The organism is Aquabacterium sp., assembly GCF_049317225.1.
Classification (GTDB): Bacteria; Pseudomonadota; Gammaproteobacteria; order Burkholderiales; family Burkholderiaceae_C; genus Aquabacterium.
In genome coordinates this window covers 24,395-50,634 of sequence record NZ_JBMOIR010000010.1, presented here as the reverse complement: position 1 = coordinate 50,634, position 26,240 = coordinate 24,395, and the positions used below count along the sequence as shown (strand labels likewise).

Genomic DNA, 26,240 nt, shown 5'->3' with positions numbered 1-26,240 from the left:
ACCATGTGTCTGGTATCTCTGGCGCTTGATCAAAGTAGCCGTTTCCCGTTTGTTCTGGCCTCGAATCGCGATGAGTTTTTCGAGCGCCCCGCCGCGCGGCTCGGGTGGTGGGAGCCTGAACATGGTGGCGCGCCCATCTTGGGGGGGCGCGACCTACATGCCGGCGGAACGTGGTTGGGGCTGACGGCGCAAGGGCGGCTGGGTCTGGTGACCAACATCCGAAATCCCAAGGACGTTGATCCGGCAGCGCCCTCTCGCGGCGACATCGTGCCGCTTTGGTTGCGTGGTGACCGTCACATGTCGCAGTTGTGGCCTCAACTCGCGCTGTCGGGTTATAACGGCTTTAATATGCTGGCCGTGGACTTCTTGACGGGGGAGTGTTTCTGGCTCAATAACCGCCGTGTCCATCCTGAGCGACTGCAAAAGGGCGTGTATGGGCTGTCGAATGCCGAACTCAACACACCTTGGCCCAAGGTGAGTCGGCTCAAGTCGGCCATGAAGTCGGCCATCTCGCAGTCTGATGACAGTGAGGATTTGGCCAATCGGTTGTTGACCGCACTGGCGGACCCTGCGGTTGCACACGATGCCGAACTGCCGGAAACAGGTGTGCCTTTGGCGCTGGAGCGTGCATTGTCGGCGCCATTCATCCGAACGGCAGACAACCGTTATGGGACACGCTGCTCCACCGTGGTGGTCACAGAGCGGGTGAACAAGCGCTTGGTAACCCATGTGCTGGAGCGGACGTACAGCGCGAGCTCCAGCTTGGCGCTGATGCGCCGTGTGACTTTGAAGAACTGGCCCCCCCGCCACACCATGGGCATGGCCGATGTGGCGAAGATTCAGGCCACGTTACCCGTACCGCCATCCAGTCGGGCGACGGATGAGGCATTTGAGAGCTCTGAAGTGCAAGAGCAAGACAATCATGCGCTCAGCGAGGTGTCGGCCATCAAGCGATCACGTGCACGAAGCCTGATCAAGTCATCGTGAGCATGTGGCCATGCGCAAGCTCATGTGTTGATGAGGAATGCCCACTTCGTCGAACACAGGGCCGTCTGCGGTGAATCCACAGCGTTCATACAGCGCTTTGGCCTGAACTTGAGCGTGTAGCGACAGTGCTGTGATGCCCATGGCCTGGGCCTCTGCCAGAAGCTGTTCCAGCATCAAGCGCCCTGTGCCTTCACCGCGATGCGGCTTCATGACTGCCATGCGGCCAATGCGAGCGTGGCCTGTGGGTTCGTTTGCGTAGATCAAGCGAGCGGTGCCGATAGGCAGCATGGTCTTGTCAAACGCCACGACATGCAGGGCATGACGGTCATCGTCGTCCCACTCCTCGGACTCCGGGATGCCTTGTTCGTCAACGAAAACGGCCAGCCGCACAAGTCGTGCGACTGGCGCCAATTCATCCCATGTGCCGGTTCGTAGGGTTGGCATGCTGTACTGCGCCAAGTGGTTTGCCCAAAAGCTTAGCGCAGGCAGCCAATCACCAAGTCAGCGTAGTTCTCGACGCAGAATTTTGCCAACGGGTGTCTTGGGCAATTCTTCGTTGCGGAACTCCACGATGCGAGGGATCTTGTAGCCGGTCAACCCCTTGCGACAGTGTTCCAGCACGGCTTCCTTGGTCAAGCCGGGGTTGCGCGGCACGATGATGACTTTCACGCGCTCGCCAGCGACTTCATCGGGCACGCCGACTGCCGCGACTTCCTTTACATCAGGATGCATGGCGATCACGTCCTCGATTTCGTTCGGGTAGACGTTGAAGCCCGACACGAGAATCATGTCCTTCTTGCGGTCCACGATTTTCAGGAAGCCCTTTTCGTCCATCACGGCAATGTCACCGGTGGCGAGCCAGCCCTCGGCATCAATGACCTTGGCGGTTTCTTCGGGGCGCTTCCAATAGCCCTTCATGACCTGAGGGCCGCGCACACACAGCTCGCCGGGCTCACCAATATCGGCCCAGGAGCCGTCGTCACGACGACAGCGAACTTCGGTCGAGGGGACGGGAACACCAATGCTGCCGGTAAAGGCGGGACCAGGGTTGTGGATGTCAACCGGCGCTTGCGTGACGATGGGCGAGCACTCGGTCAGGCCATAGCCCTCCACGATGGAGTTGCCCGTGACTTCCTTCCATCGCTCGGCGATATTGCGTTGCAGGGCCATGCCCCCGGCAACTGCCAATTTCAGGTTGGAAAAATCGCGCTTGCGGAAGTCCGGATCGTCCAGGAATGACGCGTAAAGCGTGTTGACACAGGTGATGCCGCTGAAGTTCTCGTTTTTGAGAATCATCATCACGCGCTTGGTGTCGCGTGGATTGGCAATCAGGATGTTGCGACCGCCGAGCGCCATGAAAATCAGGCAGTTCACCGTCAGCGAGAAGATGTGATACAGCGGCAGCGGCGTGACCACTGTCTCGGTGTCACCGGTCAACTGGCCTTCAGCAAACGCCAACGCTTGCTGGCAGTTGGCCAGGACGTTGCGGTGCGTGAGCATGGCGCCCTTGGCCACACCGGTGGTGCCGCCGGTGTATTGGAGGAACGCGAGGTCTTCGGGCTGAACGTCGGGTCGGCGAACCTGGAAGCGTGCGCCAGACTTCAATGCGTCACGAATCCAGATCGCGCCGGGCAGCTTGTAGGGTGGCACCATTTTCTGAACCTTGCGGATGGCAAAGTTCAGTGCACGCCCCTTCAGATTGAGCAAGCCGTCAGACAACAAATCGCCGATTTGCGTGAGCACGATGCGCTTGAGTTGCGTTCCCGCCATGGCTTCTTGCAACGTGCCCGCAAAGTTTTCCATCACGATGATGGTTTCAGCACCGCTGTCTTTGAGTTGGTGGTTCAACTCTCGGGCGGTATACAGCGGGTTGACGTTGACCACCACCGCGCCGATGCGCAAGATGGCAAACAAGCACACTGGGTACTGAAAGGTGTTGGGCAGCATGATGGCGACGCGGTCGCCCTTCTTGATGCCCTGCCCTTGCAGCCAGCCGGCAAATGCGTTGACGAGACGATCCAGTCGGTCGTAGCTCATCTCCGTGCCAATGCTCACGAAGCCCGGCCGCTCGCGATACTTCGCAATGCATTCGTCAAAGTATTGCCCCAAAGAACGGTACTTGTTGACGTCAATGTCGTGCGCCACCCCGGCCACATACGACGACAACCAGATCCGATTGGTCGAGCCATCCGCGTTGACGATGGATTGGCCATCCTGTGGGGCCACAACTGCTGCTGAAACGCTCATGCCTGTCTCCTCTTGTAATTGGGCTAATCGGGGCGGTCAGCGCTCCACAATCGCGACGACACCTTGACCACCCGCCGCGCAGATCGAGATCAGGCCGCGGCCCGAGCCCTTCTGCGCCAGCATCTTGGCCAGCGACGCCACGATGCGCCCACCCGTTGCCGCGAAGGGGTGGCCAGCGGCCAGCGAACTGCCATTGACGTTGAGCTTGCTGCGGTCAATGGAACCCAGCGGCTTGTCCAGGCCCAGTCGCTCTTTGCAGAACTTGGGGGCCTCCCATGCCTTGAGTGTGCACAGGACTTGCGCTGCGAATGCTTCGTGGATTTCGTAGAAATCGAAGTCCTGCAAGGTGAGGCCTGCACGTTGCAGCATGCGCGGCACGGCGTAGGCTGGGGCCATCAGCAGCCCTTCCTTCTTGTTGAAGAAGTCAACTGCGGCCACTTCGCTGAAGGTCAGATACGCCAGCACGGGCAGGTTGCGGGCTTTGGTCCATTCTTCGCTGGCCAACAACGCCACCGAGGCGCCGTCAGTCAGTGGGGTAGAGTTGCCGGGGGTCAAGGTGCCTTGACCGGGCGCCACCTTTTTGTCGAAGCAGGGCTTCAAGGAGCGCAGCTTTTCAATGGTCAGTCCCTCGCGCAGGTTGTTGTCCTTGCTCACGCCTTGGAAAGGCGTCATCAAATCGGCAAAGAAGCCATCCTTGTACGCGCGAGCCATGTTGGCATGGCTTGCGCAAGCCAACTGGTCTTGATCTTCACGGCTGATGCCCCACTCGCGCGCCATCAACTCAGCGTGTTCACCCATTGAAAAGCCGGTACGGGGCTCGCCATTGCGGGGAATGGCAGGCTTGATCAGCATGCTGGGGCGAATCTTGGACATGACCTTGAGTTGCGCGACCGTCCCCTTGGCACGATTGGCTTCCATCAGGATTTTGCGCATCTTCTCGTTGATGCCAATGGGCGCGTCGGAGGTGGTGTCCACGCCGCCGGCGATGCCGCACTCGATGTGACCGAGCGCAATCTTGTTGGCTACCAGCATGGCCGCTTCGAGCCCCGTACCGCAGGCCTGCTGAAGGTCGAATGCGGGTGTTTCGGGGGCCAGCGTGGTGGACAACACGCATTCGCGTACGAGATTGAAGTCACGCGAGTGTTTCATCACCGCGCCGGCAGCGACGTCGCCCATGCGCTCGCCATGGAGGTTGAACCGATCAACCAGGCCTTGCAAGGCCGCCGTCAGCATTTCCTGATTGGATGCTTTGGAATAAACGGTGTTGGAACGAGCAAATGGAATGCGGTTACCGCCAATGATGGCGACGCGACGAACGGTGTTCATGTTGGGGTCCCTTTGAATCAATCGGTAATCAGTTGGTTGCAGTGGGGGCGTGGGGGCTCAATACGTTGCACGCCCTTTGAGGTGTGGCTTGTCACCCTTGGCATTGCGTACTTCAAAGACCGCCCCCCGGTCGGTTCGGTTGGCCCACAGTGAGGCGCGTGCGGGCAAGAAAAGCGGCGTCTTGAACTCCACGGCGATTTCTGCCTCGTTGACCGCTTCTCGGGGCATGAGCGTGGCCAATGCGCGTGCCTTGGTCCACATGCCATGCGCGATGGCCCGGTTGAAGCCCAAAAACTTGGCGGTGAAGCTCGACAAATGAATGGGGTTGATGTCACCGGACACCCTGCCGTAACGCCGGCCAATGCCCGCATCGGCATAAAAATCGGCCTGCCTGGCAACGGGGGCGTCGTCCTGAATGGCACTGACGTACGGTTGCCCCACAGGCTGGCGAATGCCGGTGCGCAACAAGGTCCAAGTACTTTCCCAGACCAGAACGTCGGCACGCAAGGCTCTGGCGTGCAAGGTGAAGACTTGCCCCTTGTCATGCTTATAAAGCTGGCCTGTTTGCACCTCGATGCGCAGCACATCGCCGATGTGCAGTCGATGGTGCTGTTTGGCCTGATTGGCCAAGTGGACGATGCCCATCGCCGGCCACGGAAAGTCAGCGGAGCCAAACAGCATCATGGCCAGAGGGAAGGCCTCCAGATGCGGGAACAGCATGGAGACACCATGGGCCGGACAAAAGCCGCACACCTTGGCGTACGACGAAACCTTGTGTGCATCGACCACGACTTCCGGCCTGACATACATGACGTCCGGTAGCGCCGTGACGACCCCAGGGCGTTTGCTGCTGGCTCGCAGAGCGCCGAAATTCAGCGCAATGGGGCTGGGCAGGCGCCTAACCTCAACGACTTTCATGGGGATACCGCCTTTTGTCTGTTGGGGGTCAGGCGCCAATCAGGCTCTGGCCACAAACGCGGATCACGTTGGAGGTCAGACCGCTGGATGCTGGGCTGGCAAACCAGGCGATGGCCTCTGCGACGTCCACGGGCTGCCCGCCTTGACTCATGGAGTTCATGCGTCGCCCTGCTTCACGGATGGCAAACGGGATGGCGGCGGTCATCTGTGTTTCGATGAAGCCTGGAGCCACCGCGTTGATCGTGATGCCTTGCTCGGCAAAGATCGGTGCACTGCTTTGAACCATGCCGATCACACCGGCCTTGGAGACCGCATAGTTGGTCTGCCCCATGTTGCCGGCAATCCCGGAGATGGATGACACACAGACGATTCGGCCGCCTTGTTTAAGTGCGCCAGCGTTCACCAAGGCTTCGTTGATGCGCTCTTGGGTGGACAAGTTGATGTTAACCACCATCTGCCACAGGTGTTCTTTCATGTTGGCGATGGTCTTGTCGCGGGTGATGCCTGCGTTGTGGACGATGACATCCCATCCGCCGTCGGCTCTGGCTGCCTCCACCAACTTCTGGGGCGCATCGGCCGCACCGATGTCCAGTGCCAGGCTCTTGCCCTCCAGCTTCTTGGCGACCTCGTTGAGCCCGTCCAATGCCTGCGGCACGTCGAGACAGATCACTTGGGCGCCGTCGCGAGCCATCACTTCAGCGATGGCTGCACCAATGCCCCGAGAGGCACCCGTGACCAGCACCTTCTTGCCGGCCAGCGGCTGGTCCCAATCAAGGGGGGCTGTCAGTTGCCCAACAGTTTTGCCAACGCGAATGACTTGTGCCGAAACATAGGCCGAGCGTGGTGACAGCAAGAAGCGCAGTGTGGATTCGATGTTGTCTTCAGCTCCTTCAGCAACGTACACCAGCTGTGCGTTGCTTCCTTTCTTCAACTCCTTGCCAAGCGAGCGTGTCAGTCCCTCGAGCGAACGCTGAACGGTTGCTTTGCGCGGCGACGAGCAGGACTCGGGTGGGCGCCCCAGGACGATGATGCGGCCGCATGGCAAAAGCGAGCGTGCAGCATCATGGAAGAACCAGTACAGCGCGTCAGACTGGGTGCTGTCCGCCAGCCCGGTGGCATCGAAGACCAGTGCTTTGACCTTTTCGCCGGCTTGACCATTACCGCCCCATCGGCCTGTCGTCAGCCCGGCCAGATTCGCCACAGCGACCCATTGCGGCAAACGTTCGTGTGCAAGAGTCTGTGCTCCCATGCACTTGAACATGGTCGCGAGACTGCCCAGCAATTCAGGCGCGCCACCACCACCAACCAGCACGGTCCCTTGAATCACTGGCTGGCCTGGCTGATAACGCTCAAGGTTCAAAGGCTTGGGGAGCCCCAGCGCATTGATCAGCTTGGCACCCATGGCGGAGTTGGCGAAGTCCAGATAACCGTCTTTCATCGGATCACTCGTCGTACAAATGGCCCGCCCCGGCACAACGCCGTTGCATCTGGCCTGGTTGCGATCGGATGCAGGCCGATGCCTGCATCACAGGGGAAACGAATCAGTTGCGTCGCGGCGTGGCCGCATCGGCCACGCCGGGCAAGCTCACGATGGCATCGAAATGCGAGGTGTCTTGCGGGCCCGGCAATGGCGCCTTCAGGGCTGCAACCATCAAGGCAATCAGTCGACTCAGGAGCAGCGCTTCGCTGTCGCCCTGCCCTTGCGTGAACTCGCGCATCAGACGCTGCGTGTTGCCGCCGGCCAAAATGCCAGCCAATGCGCCCATCGCGAAGTTCAGGCGGAAGCCCAGATCCTGGCGATCCAGCTCAGGCAAGGTCTTCTGAAACGCGAAGAAGAATCGCGCCAGCGTCTCGAGATAGTGGGTGTCGATGAAGGAGCGAACCACAGGAGATGGATCGGTGTATGCGCGCCCCAGGAAGTGAAGAAACCGCTCTGCGCCGGGGGCACCACTGCGGCTGGCACGAACAGCTGGCAGGAACATGGCGATCAGCACATGCTCACACGTCATGCTGCCACCAAGCTGACTTTCGAACGTGCTCAGCAGCGCATTGCGCGCGTCGTTCAAGGGGTCCAACTGGCGCCCCAGAACAGCCTCGATCAGAGCGTCCTTGCTGCCGAAGTGGTAGTTCACCGCCGCGAGGTTCACGCCAGCGGAAGTGGTGATTTGCCGCATCGACAATGAGTCAAAGCCGCCGTCGATGAACAGCGCTTCGGCTGCATCGAGGATGCGGGTCTTGGTGTCGGCCGGAGTCAGACGTGCGGTCGCCTGTGTCATCGAAATACTGTCTCCTCGGTACGTTCGTTTCAAACGACCGTTTTATGAATGGAGCGTATGGTATTCGACTCGAAACGTTATGTGCGATTCGATTGAATGTGGCGCCGCTTTTCCCCCGACATAGGGGGATCCAGCGATCAAGGCTTGTTGGCCGGTGCCTCATCTCCATCGAGGGCATTGCCCGTCGCGGAAGGCGTCTTCTCTCGGCTCACCATGACCTGGTCGATCCGGTAGCTGTCAACGTCGAGCACCTCGAAGCGGAAACCACTGCAAGACACGGCGTCTGTGCGACGGGGAATGCGCCGCAGCATCACCATCAGAAAGCCGGCCAGTGTCTCGTACTCATCCTGACTGGGGAGTTCGTTCAGATCCAGTGCGCGCAGAACGTCTTCAATCGGCGTGACGCCATCGATCAACCAGGAATCTGCATCACGCTGAACGATTTGTTCTTCTTCGGGGGGAGCCATGAGACCCCCCATCACCGTGCTCATCACATCGTTGATCGTGATGATCCCCACCACCAGACTGTATTCATTGACGATGACGGCGTAGTCCTCGTACGCCTGTCGAAATTGCTGAAGCATTTCCGACAAGGTCAGACGGTCCGGAACCATCAATACTTTCTGGATGAGTCCTTCAGAACTCAAGGTGATTGGTTCGCCTTTCAGAACGCGGCTGAGCAGGTGCTTGGAATCCACGTAGCCCACAACATGATCGATGTCGCCGTCGCAAACCAGATAAGTAGAGTGTGGGTACTCGTCAATGCGTGCACGGATAAGGGCTTCGCTGTCGTCCACCAGGAAGTGAATGATGCTGTCGCGTGCGGTCATGGCACTGGTCACAAGGCGTGTGTCAAGCTCCAGCACGTTTTCGATCACGCGGTGTTCCGTTGCCGCCAAGGCGCCAGATTCGGCACCCGCGGTTGCCATGGCCAGGATGTCGTCCGAGGTCACGGCCTCGTCTCGTCGGGCAGGCAAGCCCAGGATGCGAAACAAGCCGTCCGTGACGCGGGTGAAGAACCACACAATCGGCCGCACCAAGGACAAGAATAGGTGCATGGGGCCAACGATCCAGACAGCGACGCGCTCAGGTGCATTCAGGCCCAAACGTTTGGGCGCCAGATCGGCCAGCAAAATGAACAGGCTGGTGACCAGAACGAACGAGCCCACCGAACTCAAGGTCGTGACCCACTCATTGCCCAGTTGTGTCCGCGACAGGGCCTCGCGGAGCAGCGGCGCAAAGGCGTCTTCACCCACCACACCACCCAGTATGGCGACGGTGTTCATACCGATCTGCACTGCCGTGAAGAAGTCGCCGGGCTCGTCCTGCACGTTCAGGACACGCTGCGCACGGTCGTCACCCTGCTCTGCCATCTGACGCAGTCGAACGCGCCGGGATGCGGCAACGGCCAGTTCAGAAATGGCAAAGAATGCGCTGGCTGCAATCAGCACAACGATCAGGAGCAGGCTGCTTGTAGAGTCCATGGCACACAGTGTAGCCAGCCAGGATGAATGTGACGCGCGCGGGTGCGGTGAATCAAAGCACCTTCAATTCATCAATCGGACACGATCTGGCGAGCCAGCTCTCCCAGTCTTCACGCAACCGCTGTGCTTCAGCAACGGCTTGGGTCCAAGCCTGTGTGCGGTCAGCAAAGTTCATCCGCGTGAAGTCCTTCCGATCAGGCAATTTGCCGCCCGGCAAGGTGGCCACCCATTCGGGATTGGGCGCCAGCACGATCACGTTATCGAGCCAGGGGCTCGCGCTGTGGCGCCACTTCAATGCCTTGTCGAGCCAACCGGGAACGACCTGACGTTGAAAGTGCGGGTACAGCACCAGGCCCTCCTTCATGGCTGAGTAGTGCCAATGAAAGTGGTAGTCCACGATGCCGCCATCCCAATGCGATCCCCGCGGGGCGCCCGGGATGTCATCCACCGGGTTCAGCATGAACGGGATCGAGCACGAGGCCAGCATGGCTGGAATGAAGTTGGTGGGCGTGAGTTCGACACGCCCGGTTGGCAGGTCGTTCAGCGGCACGGGCAAAGACTCGCCCGAGGTCGAGAACATCGTTCGCTCCAGAAACAAACCCACCGCCTTGCGGGTGACTGCATTGCTCAGGGCCAAGCCGGTAAAGCCCATGGCGGTTCGCGCAGGCGTTCCACGGCGCAACACTTGTTTGCCACGTGAGGTCAGGATGTGAAGTTGGTACTGGGGGTGCTGCAGCATGGCATTCACCTCGGTACCGAAAAAGCCACGCAGGGTATCGATGAAGCCTTGCGAAACCTTGCCCGGGGTCGGCATCTTGCGCCCTGGCTCGGGCTCGAAATGCTGCTGGATGTAGCCTGACGCCAAGTCCTTGAAGGCTTGTTCAGCTTGTGGCATGGCTGCGGTCGCCATGCGCCATGCGCCAATGGATGCGCCAACCAGATGCACGGCATGACCACCTTGAGGCAACCAGTCACCAAACAGTTGCTGATCCAGATGATTGAGGATCAGCCCTTTGGGCCCACCTGCCGCAGCGGGAACCACGCGAACGTGTTGCGGAAACAATCCATGCGAAGCGATGTGTTGACGCGCACGAGCACCAACGTAGATGTGCAAAGCTTTCATGGCCGGTGAGCATACCGGTTTCATCGAGTGTGCTCACAGACTGCCAGCCATGCCCGAGCAGCGTGCGAGAGGTATCGGTCTGCTCGCCAGATCAGGCCAACCTGCCACAACAAGTCTGGTACGTGCAGTGGCCTGACCACAGCATCGGCGGGCATCTGCAAGCGATCCAGCAAGGGTTGGGGCAACAACGCGGTGCCCATGCCCGCCAGTGCCATCGACAGCAAAAAGTCCCACTGACCGCTTTGCGCCACCACATGAGGGCGAACGCCAGCTTGATCCAGTGCCATTTGCAAGCGGCGAGACAGGGAGTAATCGTCGTTCAGCATCACCACGTCCTGGCCATGCAGCACGCCCAGGCCCGGCATCGCTTGGTCAGCCCAGGCCGATTTGGCAGTGCCAACCAGGCAAATCGGAAAACTGCCAAGCTCCGACGAGGCTAAACCGCTTTGAGGCGCCACAGGCAAGACCGTCACGCCCACTTCCAGTTCGCCGGACTGCACACGCTCTTCGATCACCTTGCCACCCGCCTCTTGAATGGTGAGTTCGATCAATGGGTACGCCCGCCGAAAGCTCTGGATGATCGCCGGGAAAAACAAATTGACCGTGGGCGGGATGCCAACCGTCAACTGGCCCCGAGACAACTCCGTCAGGTCGGCAATGTCGCGTTGCAGGCGCTGCATCACGCCGAGTGCCTCTTGCCCGCGCTCGAACACCACTCGCCCGATGTCTGTCAGCCGCACTCCGCGGCCTTCACGATGCAGCAAGGCGTGACCAAGCTCGTCTTCCAACTGCCGAACCATCTTGCTCACGGTGGACTGCGTCACGCACAACTCGTTGGCTGCGTGGGTGAAGCTGTTGTGCCGAACGGTTTCAACGAAGTAGCGGATGGCGCGGATGTCCATGATCTGGCATGCGAAATATGAATGGCAGCCATGAATATAAGTCGCACATGGAATTAACGTGGATTTTTATACTGAATCCATTAGAGGTGCATGGCCCCTGGCATTGCCACGCCCAGCCCCTGTTGCCCCCGCTTTTGGAGACTCGATGTACGAAGATCGCATTCGTTTGGCTCGGTTGCGCGACAAAGTCATGTCCGCTCACGATGCTGCATCCTTGTTTGAAAACGGCATGACGGTCGGCATGAGTGGGTTCACTCGTGCGGGCGACTGCAAGGCCGTGCCGTTGGCCTTGGCAGAGCGTGCACGCCATGAGCCGCTGCAGATCACCCTGATGACAGGCGCCTCGCTTGGTAACGACATCGACAAAGTGCTCAGCGAAGCCAATGCGATCTCTCGCCGCATGCCATTTCAGTCGGATGCCACCTTGCGCCGCAAGATCAACCACGGCGAGGTGATGTTTCTGGATCAACATTTGTCCGAAACGGTGGAGCAACTCCGATCCGGACAACTTCCGCCAGTGGACATTGCGGTCATTGAAGCGACGGCCATCACGGAGACAGGCGCCATCATCCCCACCACATCCGTGGGGAACTCGGCCAGCTTTGCGATCCTGGCGCGCAAGGTCATCGTCGAAATCAATTTGAAGATGCCTTTAGGGCTGGAGGGGCTGCACGACATCTTCATTCCGACGTACCGCCCCTACCGTCAGCCCATCCCGCTGATTTCACCCGAGCAAAGAATTGGCGTGCCGCACATTGCCATCGACCCCAGCAAAATTGCTGCGATCGTGATCACGGAGAAGGCTGACAGTCCTTCCAACGTGTTGCCGCCGGACGAGGAAACCAACGCCATTGCCGGGCACCTCGACGAGTTTTTGCGCCACGAAGTCAAGTCCAGCCGACTCTCTCCTGCTCTGCAGCCTTTGCAATCCGGCATTGGAACGATCTCCAATGCCGTGCTGCATGGCTTCATTGACTCCCCCTTCCAGAAACTCAAGATGTACTCCGAGGTGTTGCAAGACAGCGCCATTGAGTTGATTGACAGCGGCAAACTGGAATTTGCGTCTGCATCGTCGATCACGCTGTCGAGAGACACCTACGATCGCGTGCTCGCCAACATCGAGCAGTACAAGCCGCGACTGGTGTTGCGCCCCCAAGAGGTCAGCAATCACCCCGAGATCACTCGTCGCCTGGGCCTCATCACCATCAACACGGCGCTGGAGTGCGACATCTACGGCAACATCAATTCCACCCACGTGGGCGGCACGCACATGATGAATGGCATTGGTGGCTCGGGCGACTTTGCGCGCAACGCCCACCTGTCGGTATTCGTCACCAAATCCACTGCGCGGTATGGCGCCATCTCCAGCATCGTGCCCATGGTGACCCACGTGGACCACACGGAACATGACGTCGACGTGATCGTGACCGAGCATGGCTTGGCGGACCTGCGCGGACTGGCGCCGCGTGAGCGCGCCGTTCAGATCATTCGCCACTGTGTGGATCCCGCCTACCGCCCAGCCTTGCAGGACTATTTCCACGAAGCCTGTCGACACGGTGGCCACACGCCACACCTGTTGCAGCAGGCGTTCGCGTGGCATACCCGCTATCAGCAAACGGGCTCCATGCTCTGACTTTCGACCGGCCGACGGGGCATGCCAAAATTCCCGCATGCAAGAGAACTCCCGTCGACACCGCGTCATTCCCATTGCTGTGGCGCCACAAGCGCCGGCTCGTGCCTCTGCGTCGGGAGCCCATCACGATCACGACCATGAGCACATCGACACCTGTTGTGGCCCTGCCACCCAGGCCCAGCAGGTGTCACCTCCCCCACCGCCCCCAGTCGATGCCAACCGCGTGCGCTACCGCATTGACGCCATGGACTGCCCGACGGAAGAGCGCCTGATTCGCCAGCGCGTCGAAGGGCTGAACGGTGTGATTCGACTCGACTTCAACCTGCTGGCGCGTGAGCTGACGGTCTATCACCGCTTGGACGATGTCAGTGCGGTGGCCGATGCACTGCTCGACGTCGGCATGGTGCCCGTCTTGCTGACAGACGGCGAAGCCGTCGCCCCGCTCCCCCCTGCACTCAGTTCTCGCACCAAGGGGCTGCTGGTGACGTCGGGCCTTGCTGCGGTGCTGGCTGAGAGCGTCGCCTGGATCACCGGGCAAGAGCAACACATGGCTGTGCTGGCCTTGGCTGTGTTGTCGATCGCCACGGCAGGTGGCCCCACCCTCAAAAAGGGATGGATTGCGCTGCGCCACCTCACGCTCAACATTTACTTTTTGATGACGCTGGCTGTGGCCGGTGCCTTGGCGATTGGTAATTGGGCTGAAGCCGCCATGGTCATTTTCCTGTTCGCGGTCGCAGAGGCCATTGAGGCACTGTCGCTGGAGCGTGCACGTCATGCCATCTCGGCGCTGTCAGAGCATGCGCCGGATACCGCGTCCGTCTGGCGAAGCCATGACTGGGTTGAGGTGCCAGTCAGGCAGGTTCAAGTCGGTGCGCGCATTCGCATCAAGACCGGAGAGCGCGTCCCGCTGGACGGCAAGATCACAGTGGGGCACGCAGCCCTCAATCAGGCACCGATCACTGGCGAAAGCATGCCGGTCGACAAACAGCCCGGTGATCCGCTCTTCGCCGGCAGCATCGTGACCGATGGCGTGGCTGAGGCCGAAGTCACTGCGGTGGCTGGCGACAGCACCCTGGCGCGCATCGCCAAAGCCATTCAAGAGGCGCAGGCGCAACGTGCCCCCACTCAGCGATTCGTTGATCAGTTTGCGCGCTACTACACCCCTGCTGTGGTGGCCTTTGCCGTGGTCGTGGCACTCGCAGGCCCGCTGCTCACGCAGGGGTCGTGGCATGACTGGCTTTACCAAGCTTTGGTGATGCTGGTCATTGCCTGCCCTTGTGCCTTGGTGGTTTCCACGCCTGTGACGGTGGTCAGTGGTTTGGCTGCAGCCGCGCGCATGGGCATTCTGGTGAAGGGCGGTGCTCACCTGGAAGGGGGCCGTCAGATTCGCGCGGTCGCATTGGACAAAACCGGCACGCTGACCACAGGGCGCCCCGCAGTGACCGATGTGCATCCCTTGCAAGGATGGACGTCTGCACAAGCTCTGGGCATGGCGGCCAGCCTGGACAGCCATAGCGTACACCCTGTGGCACAAGCGATCGTGGCGGCAGCCAAAGCGCAAGGCGGTGATGGTGCTTTATCGCCAGTGACGAATTTCAGCGTTTTGGCCGGCCGTGGGGTTCAAGGTGACGTCAACGGCGAGCGCTGGCAGTTGGGCAACCATCGACTGGTCGAAGAGCGCGGTTTGTGCTCTCCTGATTTGGAAGCCTTGCTCGCATCGTTTGAATCGCAAGGTAAGACGGCCATGGTGCTGACCAATGCGCACCATCCCGTTGGCATCATTGCGGTGGCGGATACCGTGAGGCCAGAATCTTCGGTTGCCGTTGCAGCCTTGTCGGCCATGGGCATTCACACCGTCATGCTCACCGGCGACAACCCCACCACCGCGGCTGTGGTGGGGCAAGCCGCAGGCATTGAGGATGTGCGTGCCAATCTTCTTCCCGAAGATAAGTTGAGTGCGGTGGCGCAATTGACTGCGCAATACGGCCCCGTTGCCATGGTCGGAGACGGCGTCAACGACGCCCCCGCCTTGGCGCGCGCCCACATTGGCATGGCTATGGGTGCAGCCGGCACCGCGACCGCGCTGGAAGCCGCTGACGTGGCCATCATGGATGACGACCCGCGCAAAATCTCGCAGTTCATCCGGCTCAGTCAGTGGGCCGCGCGCATCCTGAAAGAGAACATCGGCATCGCTCTGGGCATCAAAGCGGTGTTCCTGGTGCTGGCCTTGGCGGGGCACGCCACCCTCTGGATGGCGGTGTTTGCAGACATGGGCGCCAGCCTCATCGTGGTGTTCAACGGCTTGAGACTGGTTCGCGCCCGAGTCTGAACGGCAAGTCGCTCAGCGTTTGGTCTGCAATTTGGCAAAGGCCGCTGCCATCGCGGACTGCCCCTGCGAAGCGGGTGCGGGAGCGCCCCGCCCACCACCTTGGCGCTCGTTGCGCGCAGCAGGACGGAAGCTGTTGTCCCGTGCGGCACCCGAGCCTTTCGGCCCCGTCGCGGCGTCCAGCTTCATCGTCAGCGAAATGCGTTGACGCGCCAGATCGACCTCGATCACCTTGACCTTGACGATGTCGCCGGTTTTGACCACCTCGCGCGCATCGGTCACAAACTTGTTGGACAACTGGCTAACGTGGACCAAACCGTCCTGATGTACCCCCAAATCCACGAACGCGCCAAACTGCGCCACGTTGGACACGGTCCCTTCCAGAACCATGCCCTCCTTCAGGTCCTTGATGTCTTCGACACCGTCGTTGAAGCGTGCCACCTTGAAGTCCGGGCGAGGATCGCGCCCCGGCTTTTCCAGTTCAGTCAAGATGTCCTTGACGGTGATCACCCCGAACTTGTCATTGGCAAATGCTTCAGGCTTGATCGTGCGCAGCACATCACTCTTGCCGATCAGGTCACCGATTTGCTTGCCGGTACTCGTCAGCATCTTCTCCACCACCGGATAGGTCTCGGGGTGAACGCCGGAAATGTCCAAGGGGTTGTCGCCATCACGAATGCGCAAGAACCCCGCTGATTGTTCAAACGTCTTGGCGCCCAACCCAGCCACATCCATCAACTGCTTGCGGTTTTTGAACGCGCCATTCGCATCACGCCAGCGCACAATGCTGTTGGCCACAGCCGTGCTCAGACCCGAAACCCGTGACAACAAAGGCGCTGAAGCCGTGTTCAGATCGACACCCACCGAGTTCACGCAGTCTTCCACCACGGCATCCAGTGTCCGAGCCAATTCGCTCTGATTGACGTCGTGCTGGTATTGCCCGACTCCAATGCTCTTGGGGTCGATTTTGACCAACTCGGCCAGTGGGTCCTGCAAGCGACGTGCGATCGATACCGCGCCACGCAAACTCACATCCAGATCAGGCAATTCCTTGGACGCGAATTCGGACGCCGAATACACCGACGCACCGGCTTCCGACACGACCACCTTCTCAATGGGGGTGCCCGGGGCCATCTGCTGAATACGCTTGATCAAATCGGCCGCGAGCTTGTCTGTCTCTCGACTGGCTGTGCCATTGCCAATAGCGATCAGGTTGACCCCATGGGCAGCGCACAAGCGGCCCAGCGTATGGATCGAGCCTTCCCAGTCCTTGCGCGGCTCATGGGGGTACACGGTCGACGTATCCAGCACCTTGCCGGTATCGCTCACCACTGCCACCTTTACGCCGGTGCGGATGCCAGGGTCCAAGCCCATGACCACACGCTTGCCAGCAGGCGCTGCCAACAACAGGTCGCGCAGGTTTTCTGCGAACACCTTGATGGCGGTGGCCTCGGCGTCTTCACGCAGGCGGGCAAACAGGTCACGCTCCAAGCTCAGCGAGAGCTTGACCTTCCACGTCCAAGCAATGCACTTGCGGATCAGGTCATCGCTCGCACGTTTGCTGTGGCTCCAGCCCAGGTGGACCGCGATGCGACCTTCTGCCAGGGAGGGCTTGCCAGGAATGACTTCCTCATCCAGCACGAGCTTGGCATCCAGGATTTCTTGCGTGCGTCCACGGAACACCGCCAATGCGCGGTGCGAGGGCACGGTCCGGATGGGTTCATCGTAGTCAAAGTAGTCGCGGAACTTCGCGACATCGGGGTTGTTCTCGTCCTTGCCATCCATCAGCTTGGACTTGAACAGGCCTTCTGACCACAGCCAGTCACGCATCTTGCCGATCAGCGTGGCATCTTCCGCCCAGCGCTCAGACAAGATGTCCCGGACGCCATCCAGCACCGCGAACGTGTCAGCAAAGCCGGCATCTGCGTTCACAAACGCAGCGGCCTCCGACTGAGGGTCCAGGCTCGGGTCTGCAAACAGCTTATCGGCCAAGGGCTCGATACCTGCCTCGCAGGCGATCATGCCCTTGGTGCGACGCTTGGGCTTGAATGGCAGGTAAAGGTCTTCCAGCTCTTGCTTGGTGGGCACGGACTCGATGGCGGCCCGCAACTCCGGCGTCAGCTTGCCTTGCTCGTCAATGCTCTTGAGCACGGCCGCGCGCCGGTCTTCCAGTTCACGCAGGTAGCCCAAGCGTGCCTCCAAATCACGCAGTTGGGTGTCGTCCAAACCATCGGTGGCCTCCTTGCGGTATCGGGCAATGAAAGGAACCGTGGCACCACCGTCGAGCAGTTCGACAGCTGCGTTGACTTGTGCGGGACGAACCTTCAGTTCGGCCGCCAATTGCATCAGGATCTTGTCCAAGCTCAGGCCTTGTCGAGAAACATTCAAACATCGCCGCAATCGTCCCGCATCAACTGGCGAGACAAGCACGAGCATCAAGGTCGCGCAGTTTGCCACAGCGACTTGATGGCTCACATGGGGCACAAGTGCGCCCAGATCGGGGACAATAGAGGTTTGCCGTCAACTGTCGACTACGTCGCTCAATCGCCGTCTTATGGCTCTGCTGCCCTACTCTCTGCCCAAATCCGTGCTGTTCAACCTGGACCCGGAAACGGCACACGAATTGACCATCGCGGGCCTGGCCCGGTTTCAGAACACGCCTCTGGCCTGCCTGTGGGGCAGCGAGCGCGTGCAGGACCCCGTCGAAGTGGCAGGCATCACCTTCCCCAACCGCATCGGGATGGCTGCAGGCCTGGATAAAAATGGTCAGGTGATTGACGGGCTGGGCGCCATGGGCTTTGGCTTTGTTGAAGTGGGCACGGTCACGCCAAAGGCGCAACCCGGCAACCCCAAGCCTCGCATGTTCCGCCTGCCACAAGCCAATGCACTGATCAACCGCCTGGGTTTCAATAACGAAGGGCTGGATGCTTTTCTGGCCAACGTCAAGCGTGCGCGCTTCCGTCAAAGTGGCGGCATCCTTGGGCTGAACATTGGCAAGAACGCGGTGACCCCCATCGAGAGTGCCGTGGATGACTACCTCCTCTGCCTGGAAGGGGTGTACCCGCACGCCGACTACGTCACAGTCAACATCTCCTCACCCAACACCAAAAACCTCCGTGCCTTGCAAAGCGACGAGGCCCTGGATGCATTGCTGGGCCAACTGCAAGAGCGTCGCCAGCAGCTGATTCAACAGCACGGCCGTACCGTTCCGATGTTCGTCAAGATCGCACCTGACTTGGACGAAACGCAAGTTGGTGTGATTGCGGCCACGTTGCAGAAGAATGGCATCGACGGCGTGATCGCCACCAACACGACCATTTCTCGTGACGCGGTTCAGGGCATGAAGCACGCCGAGGAAACCGGCGGCTTGAGTGGTGCCCCCGTGCTGGAGGCCAGCAATCAGGTGATTCGTCAACTGCGTGCGGCATTGGGTCCACGCTTCCCCATCATTGGGGTGGGTGGCGTCATGAGCGCCGCTGATGCGCGCTCCAAGATCGATGCCGGGGCTGATCTGGTGCAGATCTACACGGGTCTGATCTATCGCGGCCCGGCGCTGGTCAAAGAGTGCGCTCAGGCACTCAAGTTGGGTTAAGCGACTCAGGCTTGCGGCCCCCGTCGACCAGACGGGTGGCCTGCTCGATCGTTTGCAGGCACTCTTTCGAGCTCAATTCCAGCGCACGCGCATAACGCAAATAGGCCTGATGGATCGCGCTGGGCACCTTTGTGGGCTCCATTTGAAGCGCATCGGTCAACTCATTGGCCAGACTGGCCACGGCGCGCAGGGTTTCCTCAGGCGAGCCTGGGTGGCGTACTGGCGTTGCTCTGGGAAGAGGACGCCCGGCGTGAACAATGCGTTCGTGCATGCCCCAATGTTGCAGCACGGCACCGCCCAAATCATCAAGATTGACACCCAGCACAGCACTCACCGCCGTTTCCAGTTGCATGCCCGGCGTGGGCTTGGCGTCTGGCTCGGTCGCAGGCGACGGTTGCATCAAACGGTGAATCTGCGCAGCCTCGTCAGGGAAGTGATAGTGGATCAGCAAGCGCCCCAATCTCTGGGACATGGCTGACACTGACGCCTCTTCGTCGTGGATGGTAAATGGCGCCAACAAGCGGGCCATGGCACCCGCCAGGCACGTGCGCCGAAGCTCATGCTGCAGCGCTACAACGGCAGGTGTCTCACCCGTATGCGTCAAACTGGCCTGAGCCCCCAAGGCACCCGGCCATGCACGCACCGTGGCGGCCACTTTGCGAATTCCTTGTTGCCCCAGCAGCATCACCGCACGCGACAAGGTACTTACTGCCTCATCGACGCCTTGACTCCGAAACGATGCTGTATTGACAGCACGTAGCATTTCCCATGTCAGCGCCGGGTTCATCACGAGCACGTCGACAAAATCGTCCACGCGCAGCATCTCCTGCGACAACGCCCCCACCAGCGCACGCTCCATGCCCGGGCGCGAAGGCAATGTTCCAACCGAATTCAATCGGTCCAGCAGCAATGCCAGCGGGCCTCCGGCCTCGTCTGCATTGGTCTTGATCCAGCCATGCAGCGCACCCAGCAGCGTGCGCGCATTCAGGTAGCGCTGCCGGTGCTGCCGGTCTGTCGATCGGTTGACAATCGCACGCAAGGTTTCCGGAACCGGATGCGGGGTTGTCCAGGGCAAACGAACAATCTCGACACCGACTCGGCCAGCCGCACTGCCAATGTCTGCATCATCCAGTGCCGGGTGATTGGCCAGCAAGCGGTGTAGCAACAGGCCGCACATCAGCACGTCGCGCTCTGAAGCCAGACGAAGTTCCTGTCGCCCCATGTGCTGTGCACGCGCGTCACCAGGGGCGAGTCGGGCCAGTCCGGCGCCGAGCCCCAGCAATTGCGCATGCCCATTGGCATCCAGCAACACGTCATGCAAGCCAATGTCATGGTGCGCCACGCCGGCTTCGTGGGCGTAAGCCACGCCTTCGAGCACTTCCGCAATGATCTGCACACTTTCAACAGGCGTCAGACTGGATCCCGTGGATACCCGTTCAGCCAAAGTCATCCCGGTACCCCGGGCATAGGTCACGAAGGGCCACCCCTCGTGCAGACCGACTTCCAGGACCTCGGACAACCGTGGGTGCCGCAGTCTCGCCCCAGCCTGGACATCCGCCATCCAGTTTTCACGCTCGCGCACGTTGGCCGGTTGGGCTCGGGGCACCACGACCAACACTTCTTGTTGAAGCCGCGGATCCATCGCCAGCCAGACAGCCGATGCCAGCGACCGACCGAGCATGCGCAGCAACTGAAAGCGCGCGAACTGTCGCGGTGCTGTCTGCTGTTGTGTTGCGGCGGTGGCCATGGTCGCTTGCAAAACGAAAGATCCTTGGAACGTGGTTGCCCTTTGTTACTCCCGTATTGCACAACAAAACAAGACCTTCAATGCGGCGGCCAAGTGCATAAACACCCTTCTATTTCATATTGCGAAGTTTTTTGTAAGCGCATGATCATGGAAGCAACGGTTGGACGTTGGCTATCAACGCGATAGAAATGGGTTTGCGTCCTGCCATGACCCCCGCACAGCTTCTGTGTCAGAATTCCCCACACGTTGACGACGCACCGTAAGGAAGATGTCGCTCGTCAAATTCCCCCAAGGACAATTACATGAGCAGCGACTTGATCAAACACATTTCTGATGCTTCGTTCGAAGCAGATGTCCTCCAGTCTGCACAGCCTGTGCTGGTGGACTACTGGGCCGAGTGGTGTGGCCCCTGCAAGATGATCGCCCCGATCCTCGACGAAGTCGCCAAGGATTACGCTGGCCGTCTGAACGTTGCGAAGATGAACGTGGACCAAAACCGCGATGTGCCTGCCAAGTTTGGCATCCGCGGCATCCCCACGCTGATGATCTTCAAGGATGGTCAGCTGGCTGCAACCAAGGTTGGCGCCTTGTCCAAGGCGCAACTGACAGCCTTCATCGACGCCAACCTGTAAGCGTCTTGGCGGGGCCCTTACAGGCCTTCGCCATTTATGTATCTATAATGCGTTCGCTGACCGGTTTTTTGGTCGGTGTTCGTCGAAGCAGTCTGACAACATCAGACTGACGGTGTCGCAGCGAATGGCCCTCACAGGGCGCCTTCCCGGCTGACCTCACCTCGACAAACGATGGCCCCGTGGCCTCTTGTCCATTCACCCACGAGTTTTTCTTCTGCCTGGCTCATTGCTCCTTCAAAGGGTGATGTTGCGCTGGTCAGATTTCGTTCAGGGTCCCCATCCATGCACTTGTCAGAACTGAAGGCGTTGCACATCTCCAAATTGGTGGAGATGGCCGAAGCCCTCGAAATCGAGAACGTCGCTCGCATGCGCAAGCAAGAGTTGATGTTCGCCATCATGAAGAAGCGCGCCAAGGCCGGCGAACAGGTCTTCGGCGACGGCGTGCTTGAAGTCTTGCCTGACGGCTTCGGCTTCCTGCGCTCGCTGGACACCAGCTTCCTGGCCAGCACGGACGACATTTACCTGTCGCCCAGCCAGGTGCGCCGCTTCAACCTGCACACCGGCGACATGATCGAAGGCGAAGTGCGCGTGCCCAAAGATGGCGAGCGCTACTTCGCACTGGTCAAGGTCGATCGCGTCAACGGCATCGCCCCCGAGGTCAACAAGAACAAGCTGATGTTCGAAAACCTCACGCCGCTGTTCCCTGACGAGCAATTCAAGCTCGAAAGCGATGGCGTGCGGGGCGATGACAACGTGACCAGCCGGATCATTGACCTGATCGCGCCAATCGGCAAGGGTCAGCGAGCGTTGCTGGTTGCACCGCCCAAGAGCGGTAAGACCGTGATGATGAAGAACCTGGCTCACGCCCTGGTTGCCAACCACCCTGAAGTGCACCTGATCGTGCTGCTGGTGGACGAGCGCCCTGAGGAAGTGACCGAAATGCAGCGCACCGTGCGCGGCGAAGTCATCAGTTCCACGTTCGACGAACCCGCTCAGCGCCACGTGCAGGTTGCCGAGATGGTGATCGAGCGTGCCAAGCGTCTGGTCGAGTTGAAGAAAGACGTTGTGATCTTGCTCGACTCGATCACCCGACTGGCTCGCGCCTACAACAACGTATTGCCCTCATCCGGCAAGGTGCTGTCCGGCGGTGTGGACTCCAACGCCCTGCAACGCCCCAAGCGTTTCTTTGGCGCGGCTCGCAACATTGAAGAAGGTGGCTCACTGACCATCATCGGCACCGCCCTGGTCGATACCGGCAGCCGCATGGACGAAGTGATCTACGAAGAGTTCAAGGGTACTGGCAACTGCGAAATCCATCTGGATCGCCGCATGGCCGAAAAGCGTGTCTACCCGTCCATCCTGATCAACAAGTCCGGCACCCGCCGCGAAGAGTTGCTGCTCAAGGCTGAAATCCTTCAAAAGAGCTGGATTTTGCGCAAGCTGCTCTACCCGATGGACGAGATCGAGGCGATGGAGTTCGTGCTCGACAAGATGCGCTCCACCAAGAACAACCACGATTTCTTCGACATGATGCGTCGTGGGGGCTGACCCCTGGAGCGAGGGCATGCTTGACATGTCCAACAAGCCCCGCTCGCCTTGCGATCGGGGCTTTTTATCTGCTACAATCCGCCGTTTTCCGGCTGTCGGAAAGTGCCAGACATGGGGTCTGGTGGCTACCGATGATGCAAACAGCAAGAGGTTTCTCACATGCCTAAGCAAGGTATTCACCCCAACTACCGTGAAGTCGTTTTCCTGGACCAGTCCAACGGCTTCAAGTTCGTGACCCGTTCCTGCGCTCCTACCAAGGAAACCATCAAGCTGGAAGACGGCCGTGAACTGCCCCTGTTCAAGCTGGAAACCTCTTCCGAATCGCACGCCTTCTACACCGGCCAACAAAAGAGCGTCGACAACCTGGGCGGCCGCGTCGAGAAGTTCCGCAACAAGTTTGCTGCATTCCGCAAGTAATCTTGTGTGCCGAGCGCAGGTCTTCTGCGCTCCTGCACTTGAATCTCAAAAGGGTGGCTGTATGCTGCCCTTTTTCGTTTCTGCCCTGCCCGAGCCACACATCGCATGACCACCCGTTCGCAGGCCCCCTTCATCACTCCCGCTCTGGTTACCCAGAAGGCGGTGCAGCGCTTGCCCCGTTGGGCGCTCCTGCTGTTTTGTGCCGCCTATGTCATTCCGGGCCTGATTGGGCGAGACCCCTGGAAGAACGAAGACATCGCATCGTTCGGACACATGTGGAGCGTGGCACTTGGTCAGGCGTCATGGTTGCACCCGAATGTCGGTGGCATCTTGCCAACGTCGGGTGGCGTACTGCCCTACTGGCTGGGCGGTGCCTTCATCTCCGCGCTGAGTCCCTGGATTGACCCGGCGCTGGCTGCGCGCATCCCGTTTGCACTGTTGCTCTCGCTGATCTTGGCGCTGACCTGGTACAGCACCTACCATTTGGCTCGGACGGATGCTGCCCAACCCCTTCCGTTGGCCTTTGGGGGCGAAGCTCGCCCGCAAGACTATGCAAGGGCACTGGCCGATGGTGCCTTGCTGGCATTGATCGCTTCTTTGGGCCTGCTGCAACTGGGGCATGAAACCACGCCAGAGTTGCTCCAACTCACCGGCAGCGTGGCCTTTTTGTACAGTCTTTCTTCGGCTCAATATCACCCGATTCAGGCGAGGTGGGCCGCAATCCTCTCCCTTCCCGTGATGGCTGCCAGTGGTAGCCCGACAGTCGCGGTCTTATCCGGTTTGGCTGGGATGGCGGTTTGCTGGCACTCACGTCAAACTGAACTGCGTCATCATTTCTGGTTCGTATTCGCGGCAACTGCGACTGCGACGTCCTTGGCAACGCTGCTCAGCACGATCGGCTTGTCTGGCTGGGCCTGGCGCCTCGACGCGGCTCAGCGCGTGATGGACATTCCAAAGCTGGTGGTCTGGTTTACTTGGCCCACCCTGCCCCTCGCCGCGCTGACCGTGTGGTATTGGCGACGCCAGATCACGTACCGGCATATCGCGGTACCGCTGTTGTTGGCGCTGATCGGATTTTGCGCATCAGTTGCCATGGGGGGCAATGAGCGAGCCATGCTCGTGACATTGCCAGCTTTGGCGGTTCTGGCCTCATTTGCGCTCCCCATTCTTCAGCGCGGACTTGGCGCCGCACTCGATTGGTTTTCGGTCTGTTTTTTTACCGTGTGCGCTGGCCTGATTTGGGTGGGCTACATTTCCTTGCATACCGGCGCACCCGCCAAAACTGCTGAGCGCATTGCGAAACTGGTACCCGGCACACAGGCCTACTTCTCACTGACAGCCTTGTTGGCTGCGCTGCTTGGCACGCTTCTCTGGCTGGCGCTCGTTCGCTGGCGAACCGCTCGACACAGCCATGCCCTGTGGAAGAGCTTGGTGTTGCCCGCCGGTGGGGTGGCCTTATGCTGGCTCCTGTTCATGACGCTGTGGCTACCCATTCTGGATCAGGCTCGCAGTTATCGCGCCTTGATCAACAAGATCAGTACCACGGTGCCAACAAAAACACTGCTGTGCGCACCAGAAGTGCCTGTCGGCCTGTTGACTGGGTTGGAGTATTTTGGTGGCTACCAAGTCAACGGTCAGCCAGCCAGCCAACGCTCCGCCTCGATTCGCTGTGACGCGCTTTTGCTTCGCATTGGCGGCCGCGACACGGCACCATCCGTCGAAGGATGGGAGCGCGTGGCGCAATTCAACCAGCGTACACGCAACTCCGAACAGATCGTTGTCTATCGCCGGCCTGCAGCGGTTTCTCTACCCTGAAGGACTGCTTTACGCCGGCGTGGCGTATCGGACTCGGCTTGCTGGAACATGCAGCGTGAAATTGGAGCCCTTTCCAACTTCGCTGGTGATGCGGAGTTCACCGCCATGTCGTTGGATCACGTGTTTCACGATGGAAAGACCCAATCCGGTACCGCCCGTGTCACGTGAGCGACTGCCATCGGCACGGTAAAAGCGCTCTGTCAAACGAGGCAGGTGCTCTGACGCAATGCCTGGCCCGGTGTCGCGCACGCTGAACTCGGCTGAACCTTCTGGCGTACTGGACCATGTCACCGTGATGCTGCCCCCTTCAGGGGTGTAGCGAATGGCATTGGAAACCAAGTTGCCCATCGCACTCAGCCATTCACTTTCAACCCCTGAAATCTCACAGAGTTTGCACGGCTGAGGCAGGCTGAACATCAAGGTATGACGTCCTCTGGATAATCCTTGCGCATCGTTTTCAATGCGGTCCATCAGCTTGGATACACCTGTCCAATTATTGGAAGGTGGACGGGGGCTGCCTTCGATCTGCGCCAGCGTCAGCAAATCCGAAACCAAGTGCTGCATCCGCTCGGCTTGCTGCGACATCAGCGACAAGACCCGCGCCCGCTCGGCCTCGGTCAACGGCAACGTTGCCATGGTCTCGATGAAGCCCGCCAACACCGTCAAAGGCGTGCGAATTTCATGCGAGACGTTGGCAACGAAATCACGGCGCATGGTGTCAGCACGCTCGCGCTCGGTGATGTCTTGGGACAAGACCAACTTCAACCCATCGCCATAAGGCCGGACGTAAACCTGCAAACAGTTCTTGGAGCCATGGCCCATTGGGCACTTCAGCGGCTCGGTAAAATTGCCGTTCGAGAGGTACTCCACAAAGGCAGGCTGGCGCACCAGATTCGTGACACGCTGTTGAATGTCACGGTGTTGATTCAACCCAAAATGGTCGGCTGCAGCAGAACTGATCCAGTCGATGTGATCGCTGGCATCGAGCAGCATCACGCCATTGGGTGACGCATCAATGGCGGCCAGGAATTGAGCGAGTCGATCGCGCTCCTGATTGGTGGCCATTTCCCGCAATTGCAGCACACGCTGCATGCGATGGGCCAATTCGCCCCACATGCCCGGCAATGTCGGTGCCACGCCCTCGGGCACGCGCAACCAATCCAAAAGCCGATGGCCTCGCAAGGTATCCACCACCGAGATGACCAATACCGAACTCATTGCGCCGACCGCGCACATCGTGCCCGGGTAGCCCATTCGATCACCTATC

At 59.8% G+C, this 26,240-nt stretch carries 20 protein-coding genes; 8 read left to right on the top strand and 12 right to left on the bottom strand.

Annotation, left to right across the window (positions count from 1 at the left end; genetic code table 11):
• The first annotated feature begins 3 nt into the window (after positions 1–3).
• Entirely contained in the window at positions 4–987 is a 984-nt protein-coding gene (locus ACOYNB_RS08610) for an NRDE family protein (RefSeq protein WP_422838686.1), read from the top strand.
• On the opposite strand, the gene ACOYNB_RS08605 is transcribed toward ACOYNB_RS08610, so the two are convergent.
• From ACOYNB_RS08605 to ACOYNB_RS08565, 9 genes are all read right to left on the bottom strand, one after another.
• Positions 979–1,431, bottom strand: a complete 453-nt coding sequence (locus tag ACOYNB_RS08605; RefSeq protein ID WP_422838685.1) for a GNAT family N-acetyltransferase — start codon at positions 1,429–1,431, stop codon at positions 979–981. The genes ACOYNB_RS08610 and ACOYNB_RS08605 overlap by 9 nt on opposite strands.
• A gap of 57 nt (positions 1,432–1,488) precedes the next feature.
• Positions 1,489–3,234: an AMP-binding protein gene (locus tag ACOYNB_RS08600; RefSeq protein ID WP_422838684.1), complete on the bottom strand. Its 1,746-nt coding sequence runs from the start codon at positions 3,232–3,234 to the stop codon at positions 1,489–1,491.
• A 36-nt stretch (positions 3,235–3,270) separates the two neighbouring features.
• Positions 3,271–4,560: an acetyl-CoA C-acetyltransferase gene (locus ACOYNB_RS08595; RefSeq protein WP_422838683.1), complete on the bottom strand. Its 1,290-nt coding sequence runs from the start codon at positions 4,558–4,560 to the stop codon at positions 3,271–3,273.
• Between the two features lie 57 nt (positions 4,561–4,617).
• Positions 4,618–5,478, bottom strand: a complete 861-nt coding sequence (locus tag ACOYNB_RS08590) for a MaoC family dehydratase (RefSeq protein WP_422838682.1) — start codon at positions 5,476–5,478, stop codon at positions 4,618–4,620.
• Between the two features lie 28 nt (positions 5,479–5,506).
• Entirely contained in the window at positions 5,507–6,916 is a 1,410-nt protein-coding gene (locus ACOYNB_RS08585; protein ID WP_422838681.1) for a 3-oxoacyl-ACP reductase, read from the bottom strand.
• 103 nt (positions 6,917–7,019) lie between these two features.
• Positions 7,020–7,754: a TetR/AcrR family transcriptional regulator gene (locus ACOYNB_RS08580; protein WP_422838680.1), complete on the bottom strand. Its 735-nt coding sequence runs from the start codon at positions 7,752–7,754 to the stop codon at positions 7,020–7,022.
• 137 nt (positions 7,755–7,891) lie between these two features.
• The gene (locus ACOYNB_RS08575; protein ID WP_422838679.1) at positions 7,892–9,238 is read right to left on the bottom strand and encodes a hemolysin family protein; all 1,347 of its coding nucleotides are present in this window, start codon (positions 9,236–9,238) and stop codon (positions 7,892–7,894) included.
• A gap of 52 nt (positions 9,239–9,290) precedes the next feature.
• Complete coding sequence (locus ACOYNB_RS08570) at positions 9,291–10,361, bottom strand: phospholipase (protein WP_422838678.1); 1,071 nt, start codon at positions 10,359–10,361, stop codon at positions 9,291–9,293.
• Between the two features lie 20 nt (positions 10,362–10,381).
• On the bottom strand, positions 10,382–11,263 hold the full coding sequence (locus ACOYNB_RS08565) for a LysR substrate-binding domain-containing protein (RefSeq protein WP_422838677.1): 882 nt from the start codon (positions 11,261–11,263) through the stop codon (positions 10,382–10,384).
• Between the two features lie 145 nt (positions 11,264–11,408).
• Between ACOYNB_RS08565 and ACOYNB_RS08560 the strand changes: the two genes are divergently transcribed.
• Both ACOYNB_RS08560 and ACOYNB_RS08555 read left to right on the top strand, forming a co-directional pair.
• Complete coding sequence (locus tag ACOYNB_RS08560; protein WP_422838676.1) at positions 11,409–12,896, top strand: acetyl-CoA hydrolase/transferase family protein; 1,488 nt, start codon at positions 11,409–11,411, stop codon at positions 12,894–12,896.
• 37 nt (positions 12,897–12,933) lie between these two features.
• Positions 12,934–15,225 carry a heavy metal translocating P-type ATPase gene (locus ACOYNB_RS08555; protein ID WP_422838675.1) on the top strand — a complete coding sequence of 764 codons (2,292 nt, stop codon included), beginning with the start codon at positions 12,934–12,936 and terminating at the stop codon, positions 15,223–15,225.
• Positions 15,226–15,237: 12 nt separating this feature from the next.
• Here the strand turns inward: ACOYNB_RS08555 and ACOYNB_RS08550 are convergent, their stop codons facing one another.
• Positions 15,238–17,583: a Tex family protein gene (locus tag ACOYNB_RS08550; protein ID WP_422838674.1), complete on the bottom strand. Its 2,346-nt coding sequence runs from the start codon at positions 17,581–17,583 to the stop codon at positions 15,238–15,240.
• Positions 17,584–17,776: 193 nt separating this feature from the next.
• Between ACOYNB_RS08550 and ACOYNB_RS08545 the strand changes: the two genes are divergently transcribed.
• Positions 17,777–18,814 (top strand): quinone-dependent dihydroorotate dehydrogenase, encoded by a 1,038-nt coding sequence (locus tag ACOYNB_RS08545; protein WP_422838673.1) that lies wholly within the window; start codon positions 17,777–17,779, stop codon positions 18,812–18,814.
• Here the strand turns inward: ACOYNB_RS08545 and ACOYNB_RS08540 are convergent.
• The gene (locus tag ACOYNB_RS08540; RefSeq protein WP_422838672.1) at positions 18,801–20,561 is read right to left on the bottom strand and encodes an HDOD domain-containing protein; all 1,761 of its coding nucleotides are present in this window, start codon (positions 20,559–20,561) and stop codon (positions 18,801–18,803) included. The genes ACOYNB_RS08545 and ACOYNB_RS08540 overlap by 14 nt on opposite strands.
• A 302-nt stretch (positions 20,562–20,863) precedes the next feature.
• Between ACOYNB_RS08540 and trxA the strand changes: the two genes are divergently transcribed.
• The 4 genes from trxA (at position 20,864) to ACOYNB_RS08520 (ending at position 24,973) form a co-directional block, all read left to right on the top strand.
• A complete protein-coding gene (trxA, locus tag ACOYNB_RS08535) occupies positions 20,864–21,193 on the top strand; it encodes a thioredoxin TrxA (RefSeq protein ID WP_374256017.1) in 330 nt (109 codons plus the stop codon).
• 282 nt (positions 21,194–21,475) lie between these two features.
• Positions 21,476–22,741, top strand: a complete 1,266-nt coding sequence (gene rho, locus ACOYNB_RS08530) for a transcription termination factor Rho (RefSeq protein ID WP_422838671.1) — start codon at positions 21,476–21,478, stop codon at positions 22,739–22,741.
• 159 nt (positions 22,742–22,900) lie between these two features.
• Positions 22,901–23,158, top strand: a complete 258-nt coding sequence (locus tag ACOYNB_RS08525) for a type B 50S ribosomal protein L31 (protein ID WP_374256014.1) — start codon at positions 22,901–22,903, stop codon at positions 23,156–23,158.
• 105 nt (positions 23,159–23,263) lie between these two features.
• Positions 23,264–24,973 (top strand): hypothetical protein, encoded by a 1,710-nt coding sequence (locus ACOYNB_RS08520; protein ID WP_422838670.1) that lies wholly within the window; start codon positions 23,264–23,266, stop codon positions 24,971–24,973.
• 9 nt (positions 24,974–24,982) lie between these two features.
• On the opposite strand, the gene phoR is transcribed toward ACOYNB_RS08520, so the two are convergent.
• Positions 24,983–26,191 carry a phosphate regulon sensor histidine kinase PhoR gene (phoR, locus tag ACOYNB_RS08515; protein ID WP_422838669.1) on the bottom strand — a complete coding sequence of 403 codons (1,209 nt, stop codon included), beginning with the start codon at positions 26,189–26,191 and terminating at the stop codon, positions 24,983–24,985.
• Positions 26,192–26,240 lie beyond the last annotated feature (49 nt).